Annotated in this window: 15 protein-coding genes; 6 read left to right on the forward strand and 9 right to left on the reverse strand. The window is 69.7% G+C overall.

From position 1 onward, the window contains the following. Nucleotides 1–19: 19 nt before the first annotated feature. Both AB0B91_RS03135 and dxs read right to left on the reverse strand, forming a co-directional pair. Nucleotides 20–1,486: an amino acid permease gene (locus AB0B91_RS03135; RefSeq protein WP_358314452.1), complete on the reverse strand. Its 1,467-nt coding sequence runs from the start codon at nt 1,484–1,486 to the stop codon at nt 20–22. Between the two features lie 58 nt (nt 1,487–1,544). Further along, complete coding sequence (gene dxs, locus AB0B91_RS03140) at nt 1,545–3,425, reverse strand: 1-deoxy-D-xylulose-5-phosphate synthase (protein WP_358315684.1); 1,881 nt, start codon at nt 3,423–3,425, stop codon at nt 1,545–1,547. A 147-nt stretch (nt 3,426–3,572) separates the two neighbouring features. Here dxs and AB0B91_RS03145 point away from each other — a divergent pair, with 147 nt between their 5' ends. Both AB0B91_RS03145 and AB0B91_RS03150 read left to right on the forward strand, forming a co-directional pair. Beyond that, complete coding sequence (locus tag AB0B91_RS03145; RefSeq protein ID WP_358314454.1) at nt 3,573–4,409, forward strand: neutral zinc metallopeptidase; 837 nt, start codon at nt 3,573–3,575, stop codon at nt 4,407–4,409. 110 nt (nt 4,410–4,519) lie between these two features. Further along, nucleotides 4,520–5,290, forward strand: coding sequence for a neutral zinc metallopeptidase (locus AB0B91_RS03150; RefSeq protein ID WP_358314456.1), 771 nt, complete (start codon nt 4,520–4,522; stop codon nt 5,288–5,290). Here the strand turns inward: AB0B91_RS03150 and AB0B91_RS03155 are convergent. The 6 genes from AB0B91_RS03155 to AB0B91_RS03180 all read right to left on the reverse strand — a co-directional run bounded on the left by AB0B91_RS03155 (nt 5,287) and on the right by AB0B91_RS03180 (nt 13,852). Beyond that, on the reverse strand, nt 5,287–6,492 hold the full coding sequence (locus tag AB0B91_RS03155) for an ROK family transcriptional regulator (protein WP_358314458.1): 1,206 nt from the start codon (nt 6,490–6,492) through the stop codon (nt 5,287–5,289). The two genes, AB0B91_RS03150 and AB0B91_RS03155, sit on opposite strands and share 4 nt — an antisense overlap. Nucleotides 6,493–6,527: 35 nt before the next feature. Further along, nucleotides 6,528–7,790 carry an ABC transporter permease gene (locus AB0B91_RS03160; protein ID WP_358314461.1) on the reverse strand — a complete coding sequence of 421 codons (1,263 nt, stop codon included), beginning with the start codon at nt 7,788–7,790 and terminating at the stop codon, nt 6,528–6,530. Next, a complete protein-coding gene (locus AB0B91_RS03165; protein WP_358314464.1) occupies nt 7,787–8,539 on the reverse strand; it encodes an ATP-binding cassette domain-containing protein in 753 nt (250 codons plus the stop codon). Before AB0B91_RS03165 ends, AB0B91_RS03160 begins: the two co-directional genes overlap by 4 nt. A gap of 61 nt (nt 8,540–8,600) precedes the next feature. Beyond that, nucleotides 8,601–9,707, reverse strand: a complete 1,107-nt coding sequence (locus AB0B91_RS03170; RefSeq protein ID WP_358314467.1) for a substrate-binding domain-containing protein — start codon at nt 9,705–9,707, stop codon at nt 8,601–8,603. Between the two features lie 280 nt (nt 9,708–9,987). After that, on the reverse strand, nt 9,988–12,858 hold the full coding sequence (locus tag AB0B91_RS03175) for an AAA family ATPase (protein WP_358315687.1): 2,871 nt from the start codon (nt 12,856–12,858) through the stop codon (nt 9,988–9,990). A gap of 304 nt (nt 12,859–13,162) precedes the next feature. Next, nucleotides 13,163–13,852, reverse strand: coding sequence for a sulfite exporter TauE/SafE family protein (locus tag AB0B91_RS03180; RefSeq protein WP_358314470.1), 690 nt, complete (start codon nt 13,850–13,852; stop codon nt 13,163–13,165). A 136-nt stretch (nt 13,853–13,988) separates the two neighbouring features. On the opposite strand from AB0B91_RS03180, the gene AB0B91_RS03185 reads away from it, so the two are divergent. Then, the gene (locus AB0B91_RS03185; protein WP_358314473.1) at nt 13,989–14,324 is read left to right on the forward strand and encodes a ribbon-helix-helix protein, CopG family; all 336 of its coding nucleotides are present in this window, start codon (nt 13,989–13,991) and stop codon (nt 14,322–14,324) included. Further along, a complete protein-coding gene (locus AB0B91_RS03190; RefSeq protein WP_358314476.1) occupies nt 14,290–14,619 on the forward strand; it encodes a type II toxin-antitoxin system PemK/MazF family toxin in 330 nt (109 codons plus the stop codon). Before AB0B91_RS03185 ends, AB0B91_RS03190 begins: the two co-directional genes overlap by 35 nt. Nucleotides 14,620–14,735: 116 nt before the next feature. On the opposite strand, the gene AB0B91_RS03195 is transcribed toward AB0B91_RS03190, so the two are convergent. After that, entirely contained in the window at nt 14,736–15,371 is a 636-nt protein-coding gene (locus tag AB0B91_RS03195; protein WP_358314479.1) for a TetR/AcrR family transcriptional regulator C-terminal domain-containing protein, read from the reverse strand. A gap of 70 nt (nt 15,372–15,441) precedes the next feature. On the opposite strand from AB0B91_RS03195, the gene AB0B91_RS03200 reads away from it, so the two are divergent. Together AB0B91_RS03200 and AB0B91_RS03205 are read left to right on the forward strand one after the other, a co-directional pair. Next, nucleotides 15,442–16,371 carry an ATP-binding cassette domain-containing protein gene (locus AB0B91_RS03200; protein ID WP_358314482.1) on the forward strand — a complete coding sequence of 310 codons (930 nt, stop codon included), beginning with the start codon at nt 15,442–15,444 and terminating at the stop codon, nt 16,369–16,371. Between the two features lie 29 nt (nt 16,372–16,400). After that, a complete protein-coding gene (locus tag AB0B91_RS03205) occupies nt 16,401–17,237 on the forward strand; it encodes an ABC transporter permease (RefSeq protein ID WP_358314485.1) in 837 nt (278 codons plus the stop codon). The last annotated feature ends 149 nt before the right edge of the window (nt 17,238–17,386 follow it).

Consider the following 17,386-nt stretch of genomic DNA (forward strand, 5'->3'; position numbering starts at 1 on the left):
GGTGGGGGCTTCCGGGCGTCTACCCCTTCGGGCTGGGCGCCTCGACCCGGCTGTGGCGGTAGCCGTACACGAAGTAGAGCGCCGCACCGATGATCATCCAGATCACGAACCGCAGCCACGTCTCGACCGGCAGGTTGAGCATGAGGTAGACGCAGGCCAGCACCGACAGGATCGGCAGCACCGGCACGAACGGCGTACGGAAGGCCCGGTGCAGGTCGGGCCGCGTGCGGCGCAGGATGATCACACCGGCCGAGACCACGACGAACGCGAAGAGCGTGCCGATGTTCACCAGTTCGGCCAGCGCCCCGAGCGAGATGAACCCGGACAGCGCCGCGGACACCAGCCCGATGATGATCGTCAGCCGGGCCGGCGTGCCGAACCTGGGGTGGACCTTCGCCAGCCCGCGCGGCAGCAGCCCGTCGCGGCACATGGCGAACAGCACCCGGCTCTGCCCCAGCATGAGGATCATCACCACGGTGGTCAGGCCGGCGATCGCGCCGATGCTGATCAGCGCGGCCGCCCATGACTGCCCGACCGCGGTGAAGGCGTCGGCGAGCGGCGCCTTCTCGCTGAGCTGGTCGTAGCGCTGCATGCCGACCACGACCACCGACACCGCGACGTACAGCACGGTGCAGATGACCAGGGAGCCGATGATGCCGCGCGGCAGGTCGCGCTGCGGGTCGATGGTCTCCTCCGCGGCGGTGGCGACGACGTCGAAGCCGATGAAGGCGAAGAACACGATCGCGGCGGCCGAGAAGATGCCGATCACGCCGAAGGCGACGGGCGTGATGCCGAACAGCACCTGGATCAGCGGCGCCTTCAGCCCCTCGACCCCGGGCGTGGACACCGGCGGGGGGATGAACGGCGAGTAGTTGGCCACCTTGACGAAGAACAGCCCGGCCACGATGACCAGCAGGATCACCGCCACCTTGATGGTCACGATCACCAGGTTGACGCGCGCTGACAGCTTGATCCCGGCGGCCAGGACGCCGGTGAGGATCAGCACGACGATCATCGCCGGCAGGTTGACCACCGGTTCGTCCCCGGCCATCCACGCGGGCAGCTCAAGGCCGATGGAGGACATCAGCGACGCGAAGTAGCCCGACCAGCCGACCGCCACCACGGCCGCCGCGAGCGCCATCTCCAGCATCAGGTCCCAGCCGATGACCCAGGCCGGGAACTCTCCCAGCGTGGCCAGCGAGAAGGTGTAGGCGGACCCGGCCACGGGGATCGTCGAGGCGAACTCCGCGTAGCACAGCGCGGCCAGGCCGCAGACGATGCCCGCCGCGATGAAGGAGAACGCCACGGCGGGGCCGGCCGTCTCCTTGGCCACGCGTCCGGTCAGCACGAAGATACCGGTGCCGACGATGACGCCGATGCCGAAGACCGTGAGGTCGATGGCGGTCAGTCGCTTTCGCAGCCGGTGCTCGGGGGCTTCGGTGTCGCGGACCGACTGCTCGACGCTCTTGGTGCGAAAGATGTCCACATCCAGCGTCTTCCCCCACCCTCGGTGATCATTCCTGTCCCGAGGGTGAGGAGGGCGCTCAGCGCGGCGCGGACTGGCTCTCGACCTGGCTGCTCCGCTTGGCGATCGCCTCGGTGATCTCACGGGCCAGATCCTGGGCGGTCAGCCCGATCTGGCCGAGGATCGCGGCCCGCTTGGCATGGTCGAGGAAGCGCTGCGGGATGCCGTAGCCGCGTACGGGCACGTCCACGTCGGCGTCACGCAGCAGGCGGGACACCGCGTCGCCGACGCCGCCCACGCGGCCGTTGTCCTCGACGACCGCGACCAGCTTGTGGGCGCTCGCGGCGAGCACGAGTGCCTCGTCGAGCGGCTTGACCCAGCGCGGGTCGACCACGGTGGCCGAGATGCCCTGCGCGTCGAGCAGGACGGCGGCGTCCATGCAGACCCGCGCCATCGGGCCGACGCCCACCAGCAGCACGTCGGGGTCGCCCGCGCGCAGCACGTCCATCTCGCCCAGCTTGCCGACGGCCTCGATCGGCTCGGCGACCGGACCCTTGGGGAAGCGCAGCACGGTCGGCCCGTCGGAGATCTTCACGGCCTCGCCGAGCAGCTCGGTCAGCCGCTCGCCGTCGCGCGGCACGGCGATCTTCAGGCCGGGTACGACCTGCAGGATCGACAGGTCCCACATGCCGTTGTGGCTGGCGCCGTCGTCGCCCGTGACGCCCGCCCGGTCGAGCACCACGGTGACGGGCAGCCGGTGCAGCGCCACGTCCATGAGCAGCTGGTCGAAGGCCCGGTTGAGGAAGGTCGCGTAGACGGCCACGACCGGGTGCATGCCGCCGAGCGCCAGCCCGGCCGCGCTGGTCAGGGCGTGCTGCTCGGCGATGCCGACGTCGTAGATGCGGTCGGGGTAGGCCTCGGCGAAGGCGGCCAGGCCGGTCGGGTGGAGCATCGCGGCGGTGATGGCGACCAGGTCCTCGCGGTCCTTGCCGAGCCTGACCAGCTCCTCGCTGAACACGTTGGTCCAGATGCGCCCCTTGGGCTTCTCGGCGCCGGTGGCCCGGTCGAAGGCGCCGGGCGAGTGGAACTGGTCCTCGTCGTGGTTCTCGGCCGGTGAGTAGCCGCGGCCCTTCTGGGTGAGCGCGTGCACGATGACCGGGCCGCGGAAGTCGCGGGCCTTGCGCAGCGCCGCCTCCATGGCCTGCTCGTCGTGGCCGTCGATCGGGCCGACGTATTTCAGGCCGAGGTCCTCGAACATGACCTGCGGGGCCAGGACGTCCTTGACGCCCTTCTTGATGCCGTGCAGCGCGTCGTAGAGCACCGGAACGTTCCCGAGCTTCTCCTTGACGAACTCGAGCATGTCCTCATAGCGGCGGTTGACCCGCAGCGACGACAGGTGGGAGGCCAGGCCGCCGATCGTCGGCGAGTAGGAGCGGCCGTTGTCGTTGACCACGATGACGAGCCGCAGGTCCTTGCCCGCCGCGATGTTGTTGAGCGCCTCCCAGGCCATGCCGCCGGTCAGCGCGCCGTCGCCGATCACCGCGATGGCCGTGCGGTCGTGCTCGCCCCGCAGCTTGAACGCCTTGGCCAGGCCGTCGGCGTAGGACAGCGCGGTGGAGGCGTGGGAGTTCTCGACGAAATCGTGCTCGGACTCGGCCTGGCTCGGGTAGCCGGACAGGCCGCCCTCCTGCTTCAGCGCGCCGAAGCCGGCGACTCTTCCGGTGAGCAGTTTATGAACGTACGACTGATGGCCCGTGTCCCAGACGATCGGGTCGCGCGGCGAGTCGAAGACGCGGTGCAGCGCGATGGTGAGCTCCACCACACCTAGGTTGGGGCCGAGATGGCCGCCGAACCGGGCGCACGAGTCGACGAGCAGGTCTCGGATCTCCCCCGCCAGCAGCGGCAATTCCTCCGCATCCAGGCGTTTGACGTCGTGAGGTCCCTTTACCGAGCCCAGCAACCCGCTCACGGATGCGATCCCCTCTGCTCCTGTGCGCTAACGGGACCGAGTCTAGTTCGTGCGCGCCTCACTGACTCCATCGAGTCAAATCCACCCACATTTGTCCGATCTTGACCTAGTCTTTCCTTCACTATGAACACTCTCCCCATGAAGAAACTGTCGTCCCTCGTGGTCGCCGGCGCGGTCATCGCGCTGGCCGGCGCGGGTACGGCGACAGCCGCCACAACGCCCGTCAGCGCGGGTCAGCAGGTCGTCAAGCAGGCCGCCCAGCAGGCGGCACCGCCCCGTGGCAAGGCCGCCGCGACGGCGAACCCGCTGTACAAGACGGGAAGGCTCGCCAGCTCCAACTGTTCGCCCGGCTCCCTGCCCAAGGGCAGCACGACGGCCTACAAGCGCTTCCTCACCACCGTGACGAACTGCCTCAACCGCTCCTGGGCCTCCCAGTTCCGTAAGGCCGGGCTCTCGTTCAGCAAGCCGCGGCTGCGCATCATCACCAGGAAGGTCCGCACGCCTTGCGGCCCGTGGAGCACCGGCGCCGACGGCGTCTACTGCTCGACCGACCGCACGATGTACATGTTGATCACCAAGACCCAGCTGCGCCAGCCGTTCGCGCTCGGCATCACCCGGCTGATGGCGCACGAGTACGGCCACCACGTCCAGAGCGTGTCGGGCATCTGGAACTACTACTGGGCCGCCAGGAACGCCAGTGGCAAGTCCGGCCAGCTCGCGCTGTCGCGCCGCTCGGAGCTGCAGGCCGAGTGCTTCTCCTCGGTCTTCATGCGCACGGTCACGAACACGCTGCCCGTCGACTCGCGCGAGTGGGACTACACCGTCGACTGGTTCCGCAAGAACGGCGCCAAGGGCTGGCCGCAGAACGACCACGGCCGGGGCCCGACGCAGGCGTACTGGATGAACCGCGGCTATGGCTCGGCCTCGCCCGGCTCCTGCAACACCTGGGCCGCGCCGACGCGCACCGTCACGTAATTTCACGCCCTGATGCGGCCGTGCCTTACTGGCGCGGCCGCATTGCGCTTTCCGGACAAAGCACAAGACTCACGAACGTAGCCCCATCTAGTGGTCTAGTATCCGCGATCGTGCGTATACCCCTTATCGCCGCATCTGTCGGCATGGTCGTGGGTTTGGCCCTCTCCGGGACGGCCAACGCAGAGACCAAGGCTCCGCAGGCCGCGCCGCCCGCCGTACTGGCCAAGAACAAGATCTACGGGTCTGGCACCCCGTCGGCGCAGTCGTGCGCGATCCCCGGGATCCGCCAGGGCAGCGCCGCCTCGCTCAAGACCTTCCACCTGGCCATGGCCAGGTGCGCCAACACCTTCTGGGCCACCAGGTTCAAGGCCGCCGGACTGCGTTACCGCCCGCCGAAGATCGCCATCACGACCGGCAGCCAGTCGGTCTGCGGCAAGATCACCAGCAACGGCGCCCAGTACTGCCCCGCGCAGCGCACGATCGCCATCCGGATCATGAAGCGGGACCTGCGGGACCCGTTCCGGATGAACCTCGCGCACTCCATCGCCCACGAGATCGGCCACCACGTCCAGCAGCTCACCGGCATGCTGGACGAGCAGAACAGGCTCTACTGGCGTGCCGGAGGGAGCGCGCGCACGATACTCAGCCATCGCCTGGAGATGCAGGCCGAGTGCTTCGCCGGCGTCTTCTACAGCGCCACGCTCGACTCCATCGACCCGGGCATCACCTGGGACCAGTGGACCGACGCCGTGAGCAGGGCCGGGGAGAGCAAGGTCCACGGCAAGCCGCGTAACCTCGCCTACTGGCAGGAGCGCGGCTACAGCGGTGCGTCGGCCCGTTCCTGCAACACCTGGACCGCGCCGAAGAGCCGGGTCTCCTAACCGGTCGCCCTGGCCAGCACTTCCAGAGGGTCCGCGAGCACGTGGGCGAAGGCCAGCTCGGCCGCGCCCACGAGCGTCGCGTCATCGGCCAATGACGACGTGCGCAGCCGCAGCTTCTCGCGCTGCGGCGCCATGGCGTGCAGCGTCAACCTGGTACGCACCTGAGCGGCCGATCCGAGATAGATCTCCCGCAGCATCCCGCCGAAGATGACCATCTCCGGGTTGAAGATGTTGACCAGGTTGGCGACGCCCAGACCGAGCCAGTCGCCGACCCTCTTGAGCGCCTCCTGCGCCACGATGTCGCCCCGGTCGGCGGCGTCGACCACCGCACGCACCGCGTCCCTGCCGTGCTGCTCACCGGTCAGCCGGCCCGCGGTCTCGAGCAGGGCCCGCTCCCCCACCTCGGCCTCCAGGCAGCCGTGCGAGCCGCAGCCGCAGGCCCGCCCGCCGGGGTTGACGACCATGTGGCCGACCTCGCCGCCGTAGCCGTCATGGCCGCCCAGCAGGTGGCCGCCCGCGATGATGCCGCCGCCGATGCCGACGTCTCCGTGCAGGTAGATCAGGTCTCTGACGGCGGCTCCGACGCCGCGGCTGTGCTCGGCCAGCGCGGCCAGGTTGGCGTCGTTGCCCACGCTGACGGGCAGGCCCAGGCCCAGCCTGCGGCCCAGCTCCTCGCCGAACGGCACGTCCTGGGTGCCGAGGTTCGGGCCGAATCTGATCACGCCGTCGCCCTTGCGCACCCCGCCGGAGACCGCCGCCGCCGCGCCCACGCAGACCGTGTCGTCCCTGGTCTTGCGCCGCATCTGCCGGGCGAAGCCGGCCAGGATCCCGGTCAGCTCGTCCAGCTCGAACGGGCCGCGCAGCCGTACGGCCTCCCTGCGGTCGAGGATCACCCCGCCCAGCCCGACGCGCGCGACGGCCAGCCGGTCGGGGCCGACGTCGAAGGCGAACACGTAGACCCGCGCCGACTCCGGACGCACCACGAGCGAGGGACGGCCGGCGCGGCCCGTCTCTCGCGGCAGCTCCTCGCGGACCAACCCGGCGGCGGTGAGGTCGGAGGTGAGCGCCATGATCGTGCTGCGGTTGAGACCCATCTTCGACGTCAGCTCGGCGCGGGAGATCGGCCCGCCCAGATGAACGTGGCGCAGGAGGGCACCCAGGTTGTGACGCCTGATGTCCTCCTGCGAAGGGCCGGCACGCATCGTCTGAGCTTCCTTAAAGGGGTGGGAGTCGCTGATCACCTTAGACCAGCGGCAGCCGCCCGCTTGCGCGCCAGCGCGTCGACACCCGCGGCCAGGAGCAGGACGAACCCGGTGACCAGGTATTTCACGCTCGCACCGTACCCCATCAGCCCCATGCCGTTCTCGATGACCGCGACCACGGCACCGCCGAGTATCGCGTCGAGCACCCGCCCCTTCCCGCCGAACAGGCTGGTGCCGCCGATGACGGCGGCGCCGACCGCGTACAGCAGCACGGAGCTGCCGCCGGTGTTCGGGTCGACCGAGCTGGCCCGGGAGGCGGCGATGATGCCGCCGACGGCGGCCATCGAGGAGCAGATCACGAACGCGCTGATCCTGATCCGGTCGACGCCGATACCGGCGCGGCGCGACGCCTCCGCGTTCCCGCCGACCGCGTAGATGTGCCTGCCGAACGCGGTACGGCGGAGCACGAACGTCCACACGACCAGCAGCGCGAGGATCACGGGCACCACGATCGGCACGCCCATGAGGGAGCTGATGGCCGGGTTGCGGGACCGCTCCAGGTTGAGCACGTAGACGACGACGCCGCCGATGACCGTCAGCGCGCCCACGCGGGCGGCGATCAGCGAGAGCGGGTCGGCCACCAGCCCGCGCTTCGCCCGCCTCCTGGCCCTGATGAGCTGGACGGCGGCGTAGCTCGCCACGCAGGCGGCGAAGAGCGCCCAGCCGAGCCAGACCGGCAGGTTCTTGTTGGCGATGGCGACGATGACGGAATCCCGGATCGAGATGTTCGTACCCTCGCTGACCAGCACCAGGACCAGACCCTGGAAGGCGAGGAAGGCCGCCAGCGTCACCACGAACGACGGTATGCCCACCTTGGCCACCAGCGTGCCGAGCACGGTGCCGATGACCACGCCGGTGAGGATCGCGGCCACCACGCAGACGTACCAGGGCAGGCCCATGTTGGTGAGCGTCACCGCGAGCACCGCCGCGCACACGCCGCTGGCGAACCCGGCCGACAGGTCGATCTCGCCGAGCAGCAGCACGAAGACCAGGCCCATCGCGATCACCGTGACGGCGGCGCCCTGGGTGAACAGGTTCGCGATGTTGATCGCCGTCATGAAGGCGGGACGTGCGATGGCGAAGACGGTGCAGAGCACGAGCAGTCCGAGCACGGCCGGGAGCGCGCCCATGTCGCCGCCGCGTACCCGCTCGATGTAGGCGTAGACGCTGTGCCCGATCGACGGCGACTGCGTCGCGGTGACGATCGCCTCGCCGGGGAGTTCCTTGACCTTGTTCATTGCGCGATCCCCAGGTCTCCGCTGCGGCCGGATGTGATCAGTTCGACGACCTGCGCGTGCGTCACGTCGGCGGTCCTGACCTGTGCGGCCATCCTGCCGAGGTAGAGCGCCGCGATCTGGTCGGAGACGGCGAAGACGTCGTTCAGGTTGTGCGAGATGAGCACGACCGCCAGGCCGGTGTCGGCGAGCCGGCGCACCAGCTCCAGCACCTGCGCGGTCTGGGCGACGCCCAGGGCGGCCGTCGGCTCGTCGAGGATGACGACCTTGCTGTTCCACAGGACGGCCTTGGCGATCGCCACCGTCTGGCGCTGGCCGCCCGACAGGCTGGACACCTGCTGCCTGATGGACTTCACCGTACGCACGGACAGGCCGTCGAGGGTCTGCGCGGCCAGTTCCTCCATCGACGCCTCGTCGAGGACGAGGCCGCTGCGGCGTTCCCTGCCGAGGAACATGTTCTGGACGATGTCGAGGTTGTCACAGAGCGCGAGGTCCTGGTAGACGATCTCGATGCCGAGCTCGCCGGCGTCACGCGGGCCGTGCACCTGGACGGGGCGGCCGTCGAAGACGATGTCGCCTTCGTCGATCGGGTAGATGCCGCCGATGCACTTGACCAGCGTCGACTTGCCCGCGCCGTTGTCGCCGACCAGGGCCGTGACCTCGCCGGCGTGAGCGGCGAACGTGACGTCGTGCAGGACCTGTACCGGGCCGAAGCTCTTGTCGATCCCGCGCACTTCGAGCAGGGGGGTCATGAGGCTCCCTTGGGGAGGGGTACGGCCGCCTTTCGCGGCGGCCGGACCCGATTCCGCTTTCTTACTGAATTCCAGCTTCGGTGCACTTGGCGGTGAAGTCGCCGGTGCACAGCTCCGCCTTGGTCACGTACCCGTCCGCCACGACGTCCTTGACGTTGTCGAGGTAGATCGCCTGCGGGTCCATCAGCTCGGACGGTACGTCCTGGCCGCTCTGCGGGTCCTTGACGCTGCCGCTCGCCGTGGGCTTCTCACCCTTGGCCAGCGCGACCGCGAGCTTGGCCGCCGCGTCGGCCTCCTTCTTGACGGCCTTGTAGACGGTCATGCACTGGTCGCCGACCAGGATGTTCTGCAGGCCCTGGACGGTGGCGTCCTGGCCGGTCACCGGGACCTTGCCGTTGAGGTTGTTCTTCTTCAGGACCGTGATGGCGGCGTTGCCGAGGCCGTCGTTGGCGGCCAGCACACCGGCGATCTTCGGCGCGCTGGTCAGCATCTGCTCGAAGATGGTGCCGGCCTGGGTGTTGTCCCAGTCGGGCACGGACTGGTCAGGGCCCTTGACGAAGTCGCCCGAGTCGTACTTGGGCTTGAGCACACCGTCGTACCCGGCCTTGAACAGGGTGGCGTTGTTGTCGGTCGGCGAGCCGTTGAGCTCGGCGATGATCGGCTTGCTGGCCTTCTTGTCGGTCAGGCACTTGACCAGGCCCTCGCCCTGCAGGGTGCCGACCTTGGTGTTGTCGAAGCTCACGTAGTAGGCGGCGCCGCCGCCCAGCGTCAGCCGGTCGTAGTCGATGGTGGCCACGCCCTGGGACTTGGCCTTGTCGATGACGGTCTTGCCGGTGCCGCTGTCCAGGTTGACGATCATCAGCACGGTGGCGCCGTTGGTGATCATCTGGTCGGCGATGGTCTGGAAGGCCGTCTTGTCGTTCTGGGCGTTCTGGATGTCGTAGGCCACACCGGCGGCCTTGAACGCCTCTTCCAGGTACTTGCGGTCCGCCGTCTCCCAGCGGGCCGAGGATTTGCTGTCGGGCAGGATGACGCCGATCTTGCCGGCCTTCTGCGAGCTCGACGCGGAAGACGTGGACGAGGTCGGACCGCTGTTGCCCCCGCAGGCGGTGAGACCGAGGGCTAGAACGGCGGCCGCGGCGGTCAGGCTGAGGATCCCCTTGCGCATAGTGCAGGGTCCTTTCTTCCGGAGGGCCCGGATGAATGTTGTTTGCGGCAACGTATTCCGGGACGGCCTGCTTTGGAAGACCTTCCAAGGGGGGAGTTTGTTGTTCCGGATAACAATCCAGAAACGCGTCCGACACCGTAGGTTCACCTACCGTGCGCGGCTGAGGGGGTCGTTGACGAACGTGTCTCCGGCCCGCACCAGCAGAGCTACCCTGATCAGAGCACCGGCAACATGCCATCGCCATCTTGGGGCTATTGGCGCATTCTCGCAGGTCAGAGCTTTATAAAGGCCAAGGCGCGGGTTCCAGCGCCTGACTCAGGCCGGCCCGATTGCTGACGCCGAGCTTGCGGTAGACGCTGGTCAGGTGCACCTCCACGGTCTTGGGGATGACGAAGAGGCGCTGGGCGATGTCGCGGTTGGAGAGGCCCGTCGCGGCGAGGGCGGCGACCCGCTGCTCGGCGTTCGTCAGTGCCTGCGGCCCCGACAGCAGGCGGCCGCGCCGGGGTCGTGCTCCCGCTGCCAGCAGCTCGTTTCTGGCCGTCTGGGCGAGTCCGGGCGCGCCGCAGGCCACGGCCAGGTCGAGCGCCTCGGTCAGGTGCACGCGGGCGGCGGTGAGCGTGCCCGCTCGGCGGAGTGCCGCGCCGAGGTGGTGCAGACTGTGGGCGTACTCCAGCCTGGCGGGTGATCCGCGCAGGACCTCTACCGACTCCCGCAGCAGTTCGTGGCCCCGCTCACCGCCGGTCAGCAGGCCCAGCACCCGTAGTGCGCGGCCGAGCGCGCGGGGCGCGCCCCATCGGCGCGCCAGTTCGAGCTCTTCCGCAGCGAGCGCCCGCGCCTGCTCGGCACGGCCCCGGGCGTGCGGGCTCTGGGCGTGCAGGCTCTGGGCGTGCAGGCTCTGGGCGTGCAGGCTCTCGGCGGCCCGGGTGCGCCACGGCACGCACGCGGGGTTGCCGAACCCGTGTACGGCCAGGTTGTCGCCGGCCGCGGTGGCCAGCACGGCGGACTCCTCGTACCGGTGCTGAGCCTGTCGCACGGCGGCCAGGGCGTCGAGGTAGAAGTACCACGGACCGACCGGCGGCACGGGATCGGGCGCGCCCACCCACTCCAGCGCCGCCGCCGCCTGGTCGGGCAGCTGCCGCTCCAGCAGGGTGAGAGCCAGGAACGCGCCGGCGAAGGGCCGCCCGGAGTCGATCCCGGCGAGGTCGATCACTCGTACGGCCTCCCGCAGGTCGGTCTCGGCGCCGGGCAGCTGTCCGCGCCATAACCTGCCCAGGCCGCGATAGGTGAGCACGGCGGCCAGCGCGAACGTCGATCCGTTCGCGCGCCCGTGCTCCAGCGCACGATCGAGGCTGGCCATGGGATCGTCCAGGTCGGCGCCCAGCAGCACGCCCCACGCGCCGTTGAGCGCCGGCCAGCCGACGGCCTGATGGATCAGCACATCGTCGGCCAGGCCGCGTAGCCCTCGCTGGATGGCGGCCGGATCGCCGGCCATGCCGTCGCGCGTGGCGATCACGCAGTCGAGCATGCGTCCGCCCGCGCTGTCGTGCGGCGTCAGGGCCCGGATCTCCTGGAACTCGCGGTCGGCGGCATTGCGGTCTCCTCCGGTGAAGATGCTCTTGATGAGCGTCGAACTGGCCAGCAGCCTGCGGCGCAGCTCTTCGTCCTCGGCGGGCACCCATTCCCTGGCCCGCTCCAGCACGTTGAGTGCCTCGTCGATCCGGCCCAGCAGCGAGGAGGCGAGGGACAGGGCGTAGGCCACCTCGGCCCGATCATGGGGATCGGTGGTCAGTTCCAGCGCGTCGGCCAAGTGGGTGACCGCGGCGCTCTGATCGACATGGGCGGCCACCATGCCCGCCGTCGTCAGCACTTCCACCCGCCTGACATCGTTCTCGTCCAGAGCGGCCAGACAGCGCTGGAGGTAGCTCAACGCGGCCTGCGGCGCCCCGCGGGCCTGGGCGTCGTCGGCGGCGCGGCGCAGCGTGGCGATCGCGGTACGGTCGCCACCGGGCGGAATCCTGAGCAGGTGGACCGCGGCCTGCTCGGCCGGGGCGCCCGCGGTGGCCAGCAGCCCGGCGGCGCACCGGTGCCGATCGGCGCGTTCTGTCACGCTCAGCCGGTCGTAGACGGCCGCCTGCACCAGGGGATGGACGAACTCCACCCGGACGCCGTCCACACGAAGGATGTCGGCCGTGACCAGGTCCGCGATGGCGTCCGCGGCCTCCGCCTCCGGCAGCCGGGCCAGCCTGGACACCATGCCGATCGGCGCGCCGCCCAGTGTCGCGACCGCCCCCGCGACCGCCGCGTCGGCCTTGGGCAGCCGGTCGAGCCAGAGCGCGATCCGGCGGCCGACCGCGTCCGCGCCCAGGCCCGCCACGCGCGGGGCGTTGGCGTTCGTCGGCGCGAGGTCGCCGGTCCGCACGGTGCACGCCAGCTCGCGCAGCAGCAGCGGGTTGCCGGCCGCGGCCGTCTGACAGGCCGCGACGAAGTCGTCCTCGCAGCCGTCCGGCAGCAGCTCGTGCAGCAGCTCGGCGCTGGCGGTCCCGGTCAGCGGCGCGAGCCTGCGCACCTGGCAACCGTCATCGGCGGTGATCAGGTCCAGCAGCCTGGTCGCGGCGCCCGCCTCGCCGGGCCGCATCGCCGCCACGACCATCAGCCCCAGCCCGTCCAGGCGCGGCAGCAGGTAGGCCAGGAACCGCAGTGACGACTCATCCGCCCAATGCAGGTCATCGCAGAGCAGCGCCAGTGAGCCGCCCCTGGCCGCGAGCCCGTACAGGCCGTGCAGCACCGCGAAGTCACCCACCGCGCCCTGCCCCGGCCTGGCCGGGCCGAAGACGGCCTCGGCCGCCGGTCCCGCATCCGAAAGCAACGCGGCCCGCTCACCCGCCGGCATGCCCGCCAGCCACGGCTCGAACAGCTGCCGCGCCACCCCGAACCCGAAATCGCGTTCCAGCTCCGTGCCGCGCGCCGTCAGGACCCGCAGTCCCGCCGAAGCGGCGATCTGCCGCGCCTGCGCCAGCACGCTGGTCTTGCCCAGACCGGCCGACCCGCTGATCAGCACGAGCCGGCCCTGCCCGGCTCGGGCCGACCTCGCGGCGTCAGCGAGGGACGCGAGGTGATCCTCGCGCTCCCACAGCCGCACCTGACCCACCATCGCTCTCACCGCCCGCGTCACCATCGCACGGCGACGGCCCCTATGTCTGCGCAATAAAACGCCCCCAGCGCACGGGGGCGGGTTCGCCAAATCTTGGGGTCGCGGTTGGAGCTCCGCCCTGAAGCCCTCGGCACCAGGCGCGGGCCAGCCTGATCTGGACGCCTGGTCCGGACCGTTGGCTCAGGCGGCGGAATTCATCTCATAAAGCCGTACGGCAGCTACAGGCTCTGACGGTTGGCCGATCAGGGCCTGACGTCGGCTGATCAGGGGCGGATGACATGGAGGCGCGGACAGGGCGGGCGGCTCAGGCGGCCAGGCTCTGGCCGATGAGGGCGACGGCCGAGACCGCCGCCACCACCAGGACCGCCACCCGCACCTTGCCGCCGTCGAGATAACGCCGCAGCGGCCCCGAAACCAGGAACCCGAGCACCATCGGCAGGATCAGCACCGCCCCCGTGGCCGCCGCCCGCCCGGAGAACTCCCCCACCAAAGCCAGGAGAGCGATCGACTGGGCGGCGCTGAGGAAGAAGAACATCGCCAGCGTCGCCCTGATCTGCGGCCCCTTGGCGTTCTGGTAGACCAGCGCGATCGGCGGGCCGCCGACGCCGGTCGCGGTACCGGTGATGCCGGAGACGAACCCCGCCGCCGCGATCGTCACGGCGTTGCGCGGCACACTGACCGCCCACGCCGTGAGCGCCACCGCCAGGAGCACCATGACGCCCACGAAGACACCTCGTGTGTAGACAGATATGTAGACCACGATGACCGCACCCACGAGTCCGCCGGGCACCCGCCCCAGCACTCCGAAAGCCACCCCGCGCCAGTCCACCTTCCGCCACTCCACGGCCAGCGTGAACAGCGGCAACGTCATGTTGACCACCTGGATGGCGGCGGGCATGAGGGAGTGGTCGAGCATGGTGAGCACGGGCGCGGCCACCAGCCCCAGCCCGAACCCCACACTCCCCTGAACGATCGCCCCAACAAAGACCGCCAAACCGCCAACAATCAGGACTAATGCCATCTGAGTCATGGAGGAGAGTCAATCATCATTACTCTCTGTTTCCATTCGGGAGATATGAGTGACGGCGAGGGTGTAGGTTTCTTCCCGACGCAGACGTAGCCTCCGGAGTATGAACGTGAAACAAAAAGCCACGACGATACGCGTCAGCGTCAAGACCCGAGACAGGATCGCCGCGCTAGCACGAAAGGCAGGTGAACCCATGACCGCGATCATCGAACAGGCCATTCGGGAGTTGGAGAAGAAACACCGCTGGCAACATGTCGCGGAGCAGATGGAGCGCACAAGGAAGGAGGACCCACGAGCCTGGGCCGACTATCTCGCGGAGTCCGAGCTGGTCCAGGGCCCACCGTCACGCCACCCCCGCATCGCACCCGAGTGGGAGGGGCTCATCACGTTTCCCGAGGAGAGAGATGAGGGTGATCCAAGGCGAGATCTGGCTCGCTGATCTCGGCGAGCCGGCCGGCCGCGAGCAGGGCTACCGTCGACCCGTGCTCGTGGTCAGCAACGACGGCTTCAACGCCGCGACCGCAGTCAAGATCATCGTCCCCCTGACCACAACCGAACGCGGATGGGACAACCACGTCCCCATCGGCCAAGAGGGCACGGGGCTCGACAAACCCAGCTGGGCCATGGTGGAGCACATGCGGAGCGTGTCTCCCCAGCGGTTCTCCAAGCGAGTCGGGATCGCCCCCGACGAGGTCGTCCGCGAAGTGACCGACTGGATCGCGGACATCCTTTAAGAAGTAGCGCCATCCGGCGAAGCGCAAGTTCGCCGGGTGGCACCCTCATCGTGCCAGACCCGCGGATCGACAGTCCGCCAACCCGCGCAATCGATCTTGCGATCACCAGCCCGCCCTTAATTGGCGGCGTGCCCGCTCGACAGCCTCGCCCGCATGCCGTCCAAGATGAGTGCCAGCCCCGCCTCGAACGACTGCTCGCCCTGCGGGTCGCCGGCCTCCGTCAGGGCCGCCATCAGCCGCGGATACCGTGCCTGAAAGTCCGCCATGTCGGGCATCGACTCGTCCACGCCCCTCCGCGTCCGGTCGGCCTGCTCTTCCAGGACGAAGCCGGCCACGTACCCGCTCACCGTGATCAGCCCCCGCGCCGCGTCCACCGCCGTGAACCCCGCCCGCTCCAGCGCCTCCACCGCCCGCTCCACCAGGGCGAACATCTCAGGCGACGGGCGTGTGCCGGCCGCCAGTCTGGCCCCGTCGCGGCGGGAGTTGAGCATCGCGCGGTCTCTGCGCGCGTTGTCGGCCACCCACTCCCGCCACAACGCCGGGTCCGTCAGCACGGGCCGCGCCTCGTGCTCCGCCGCCATGGCCGCCGCCATCGCGTCGAGCAACTGCTGCTTGTTCTTGAAGTGCCAGTACAGCGCCGGGGCCTGTACGCCGAGCTCGGCCGCCAGCCGCCGCAGCGTGAGGCCGTCGAGCCCCACCTCGTCGAGCAGCCGGAGTGCCGTCGCGACGATCGTGCCTTTTTCGAGTGCCACGGTTGACAGCTTAACAACGTTCAATGCATCCTTAACGCTGTTAGATTTAACGCTGTTAAGGAGGCTCATCGTGATCCACGCGGAAGGACTGCGGAAGCGGTACGGGGCCAAGGACGCGCTCGCGGGCATCGACTTATCCGTCCCGGCGGGCACGGTCTGCGGGCTGCTCGGGCCCAACGGGGCCGGCAAGACCACCGCCGTACGCATCCTCACCACCCTCCTCCGCCCCGACGCCGGCCATGCCGAGGTGGCCGGGCTGGACGTCGTACGGGACGCGGACCGGCTGCGCTTCATGGTCGGGCTCGCCGGGCAGCACGCGGCGGTCGACGAGCTGCTCACCGGGCGGCGCAACCTGGAGATGTTCGGCCGCCTGTACCACCTGCCCAAGGCGACGGCCCGGCGCAGGGCCGGTGAGCTGCTGGAGCGGTTCGACCTGGCCGACGCCGCGAACCGGCGGGTCAAGACATACTCGGGCGGCATGCGGCGGCGTCTCGACGTGGCCGCCAGCCTGATCGTCTCGCCGCCCGTCCTGTTCATGGACGAGCCCACGACCGGTCTCGACCCGCGCAGCCGCCTCGGGCTGTGGGAGCTGCTGCGCGAGCTGGTCGGCGAAGGGACCACACTGCTGCTCACCACCCAGTACCTGGACGAGGCCGACCGGCTCGCCGATCAGATCGTGGTGCTCGACCAGGGGCGGGTCGCCGCCGCCGGCTCACCCGCCGAGCTGAAGCAGCGGATCGGCGGCGACCGGGTGCAGGTCGTCTTCCGCGAGTCCGCCGACGTCCCCAAGGGCCTGGACCTGGTACGACGTGCGGTCGACGACCACACGGCGGAGGCGGTGGTCGTGGATGGGCGGCAGGTGACCGTGGCGGTCGAGCATGGGGCGCAGTCGCTCATCCACATCGCCGGCGCGCTGGACGCGGCCATGATCCCGATCGAAGACCTGTCCCTCCGCCGGCCCACCCTCGACGAGGTGTTCCTCCACCTGACCGCGAACTGACCCGCCCGAATCTTCCGAGGTGATTCCCCATGGCCGTGCTCCACGTACCCGCTCCACCGAAGACGCTCGGCGAGCGCCTCCGCTGGACGATCTCCGACTCCCTCACCATCGCTCGCCGTACCTACTCCAGGATCAGGGCCCAACCAGCGGAAATGGCCGGATTCCTGGTGTTCCCCATCATCATGACCGTGCTGTTTGGCTACGTCTTCGGCAGCGCGATCACCCTGCCCGGCGGGGGCGATTACCGCAGCTACCTGATGCCCGGCATCTTCATGCAGGTCATGGCGATGACCGCGACCGCGGCGGCCACGGCGGTCGGCGAGGACATGGAACGCGGCATCATCGACAGGTTCCGCGCCCAGCCGATCGCCCGCAGCGCCGTGCTCATCGGGCGCAGCGTCGCCGACCTGTCCCTGCACCTGCTGTCGCTGGCCTCGATGGTGACGGCGGCCGTGCTGCTGGCGGGGTGGCGGGCGCACGGCACGTTCGGGCAGACGGCGGCCGCGTTCGGCCTGCTGGCCCTGTTCGGCTTCGCCATGATCTGGGTTGGTACGTACATCGGGCTGTTCGTCAAGAGCGGCACCCAGGCGGACGCGGCGACGTTCGGGTGGCTGTTCCCGATGACGTTCCTGGCCAACACGTTCGTGCCGACGGAAGGGCTGCCCGCGTGGCTCAAGCCGATCGCCGACTGGAACCCGATGAGCGCCATGGTCGCCGCCACCCGCCGGCTGTTCGGCAACCCGACGTCGTACTCCACCGCCTGGCCGATCCAGCACCCGATCACGGCCAGCCTTCTCTGGTCAGTGGCGATTCTGATGATCTTCGCGCCCCTCGCCGTCCATCGCTACCGCTCAGCCTCCCGCTGACAGCGAAGAGCCGCCCAGCACGGGTGGTGCTGGGCGGCTCTTCAGGGTCGGGTGGTTCACCCCCGATATGGGCGCGTGAGGTCGCGCCCGCCCGGCCGCGGGAAGGGCGGCACGGGATCCCGGCGGCCTCCGCCCGGCTGGTGGCCGAG

It is taken from the genome of Nonomuraea sp. NPDC049141 (genome assembly GCF_040648415.1).
In the GTDB taxonomy this organism is placed as follows: domain Bacteria; phylum Actinomycetota; class Actinomycetes; order Streptosporangiales; family Streptosporangiaceae; genus Nonomuraea.

Excerpts from the sequence above, each read along its gene's own strand:
- AB0B91_RS03145 (WP_358314454.1), top strand. The coding sequence starts at position 3,573 with ATGAAGAAACTGTCGTCCCTCGTGGTCGCCGGCGCGGTCATCGCGCTG.
- AB0B91_RS03155 (WP_358314458.1), bottom strand. The coding sequence starts at position 6,492 with ATGCGTGCCGGCCCTTCGCAGGAGGACATCAGGCGTCACAACCTGGGT.
- AB0B91_RS03160 (WP_358314461.1), bottom strand. The coding sequence starts at position 7,790 with ATGAACAAGGTCAAGGAACTCCCCGGCGAGGCGATCGTCACCGCGACG.
- AB0B91_RS03165 (WP_358314464.1), bottom strand. The coding sequence starts at position 8,539 with ATGACCCCCCTGCTCGAAGTGCGCGGGATCGACAAGAGCTTCGGCCCG.
- AB0B91_RS03170 (WP_358314467.1), bottom strand. The coding sequence starts at position 9,707 with ATGCGCAAGGGGATCCTCAGCCTGACCGCCGCGGCCGCCGTTCTAGCC.
- AB0B91_RS03175 (WP_358315687.1), bottom strand. The coding sequence starts at position 12,858 with ATGGTGGGTCAGGTGCGGCTGTGGGAGCGCGAGGATCACCTCGCGTCC.
- AB0B91_RS03185 (WP_358314473.1), top strand. The coding sequence starts at position 13,989 with ATGAACGTGAAACAAAAAGCCACGACGATACGCGTCAGCGTCAAGACC.
- AB0B91_RS03190 (WP_358314476.1), top strand. The coding sequence starts at position 14,290 with ATGAGGGTGATCCAAGGCGAGATCTGGCTCGCTGATCTCGGCGAGCCG.
- AB0B91_RS03205 (WP_358314485.1), top strand. The coding sequence starts at position 16,401 with ATGGCCGTGCTCCACGTACCCGCTCCACCGAAGACGCTCGGCGAGCGC.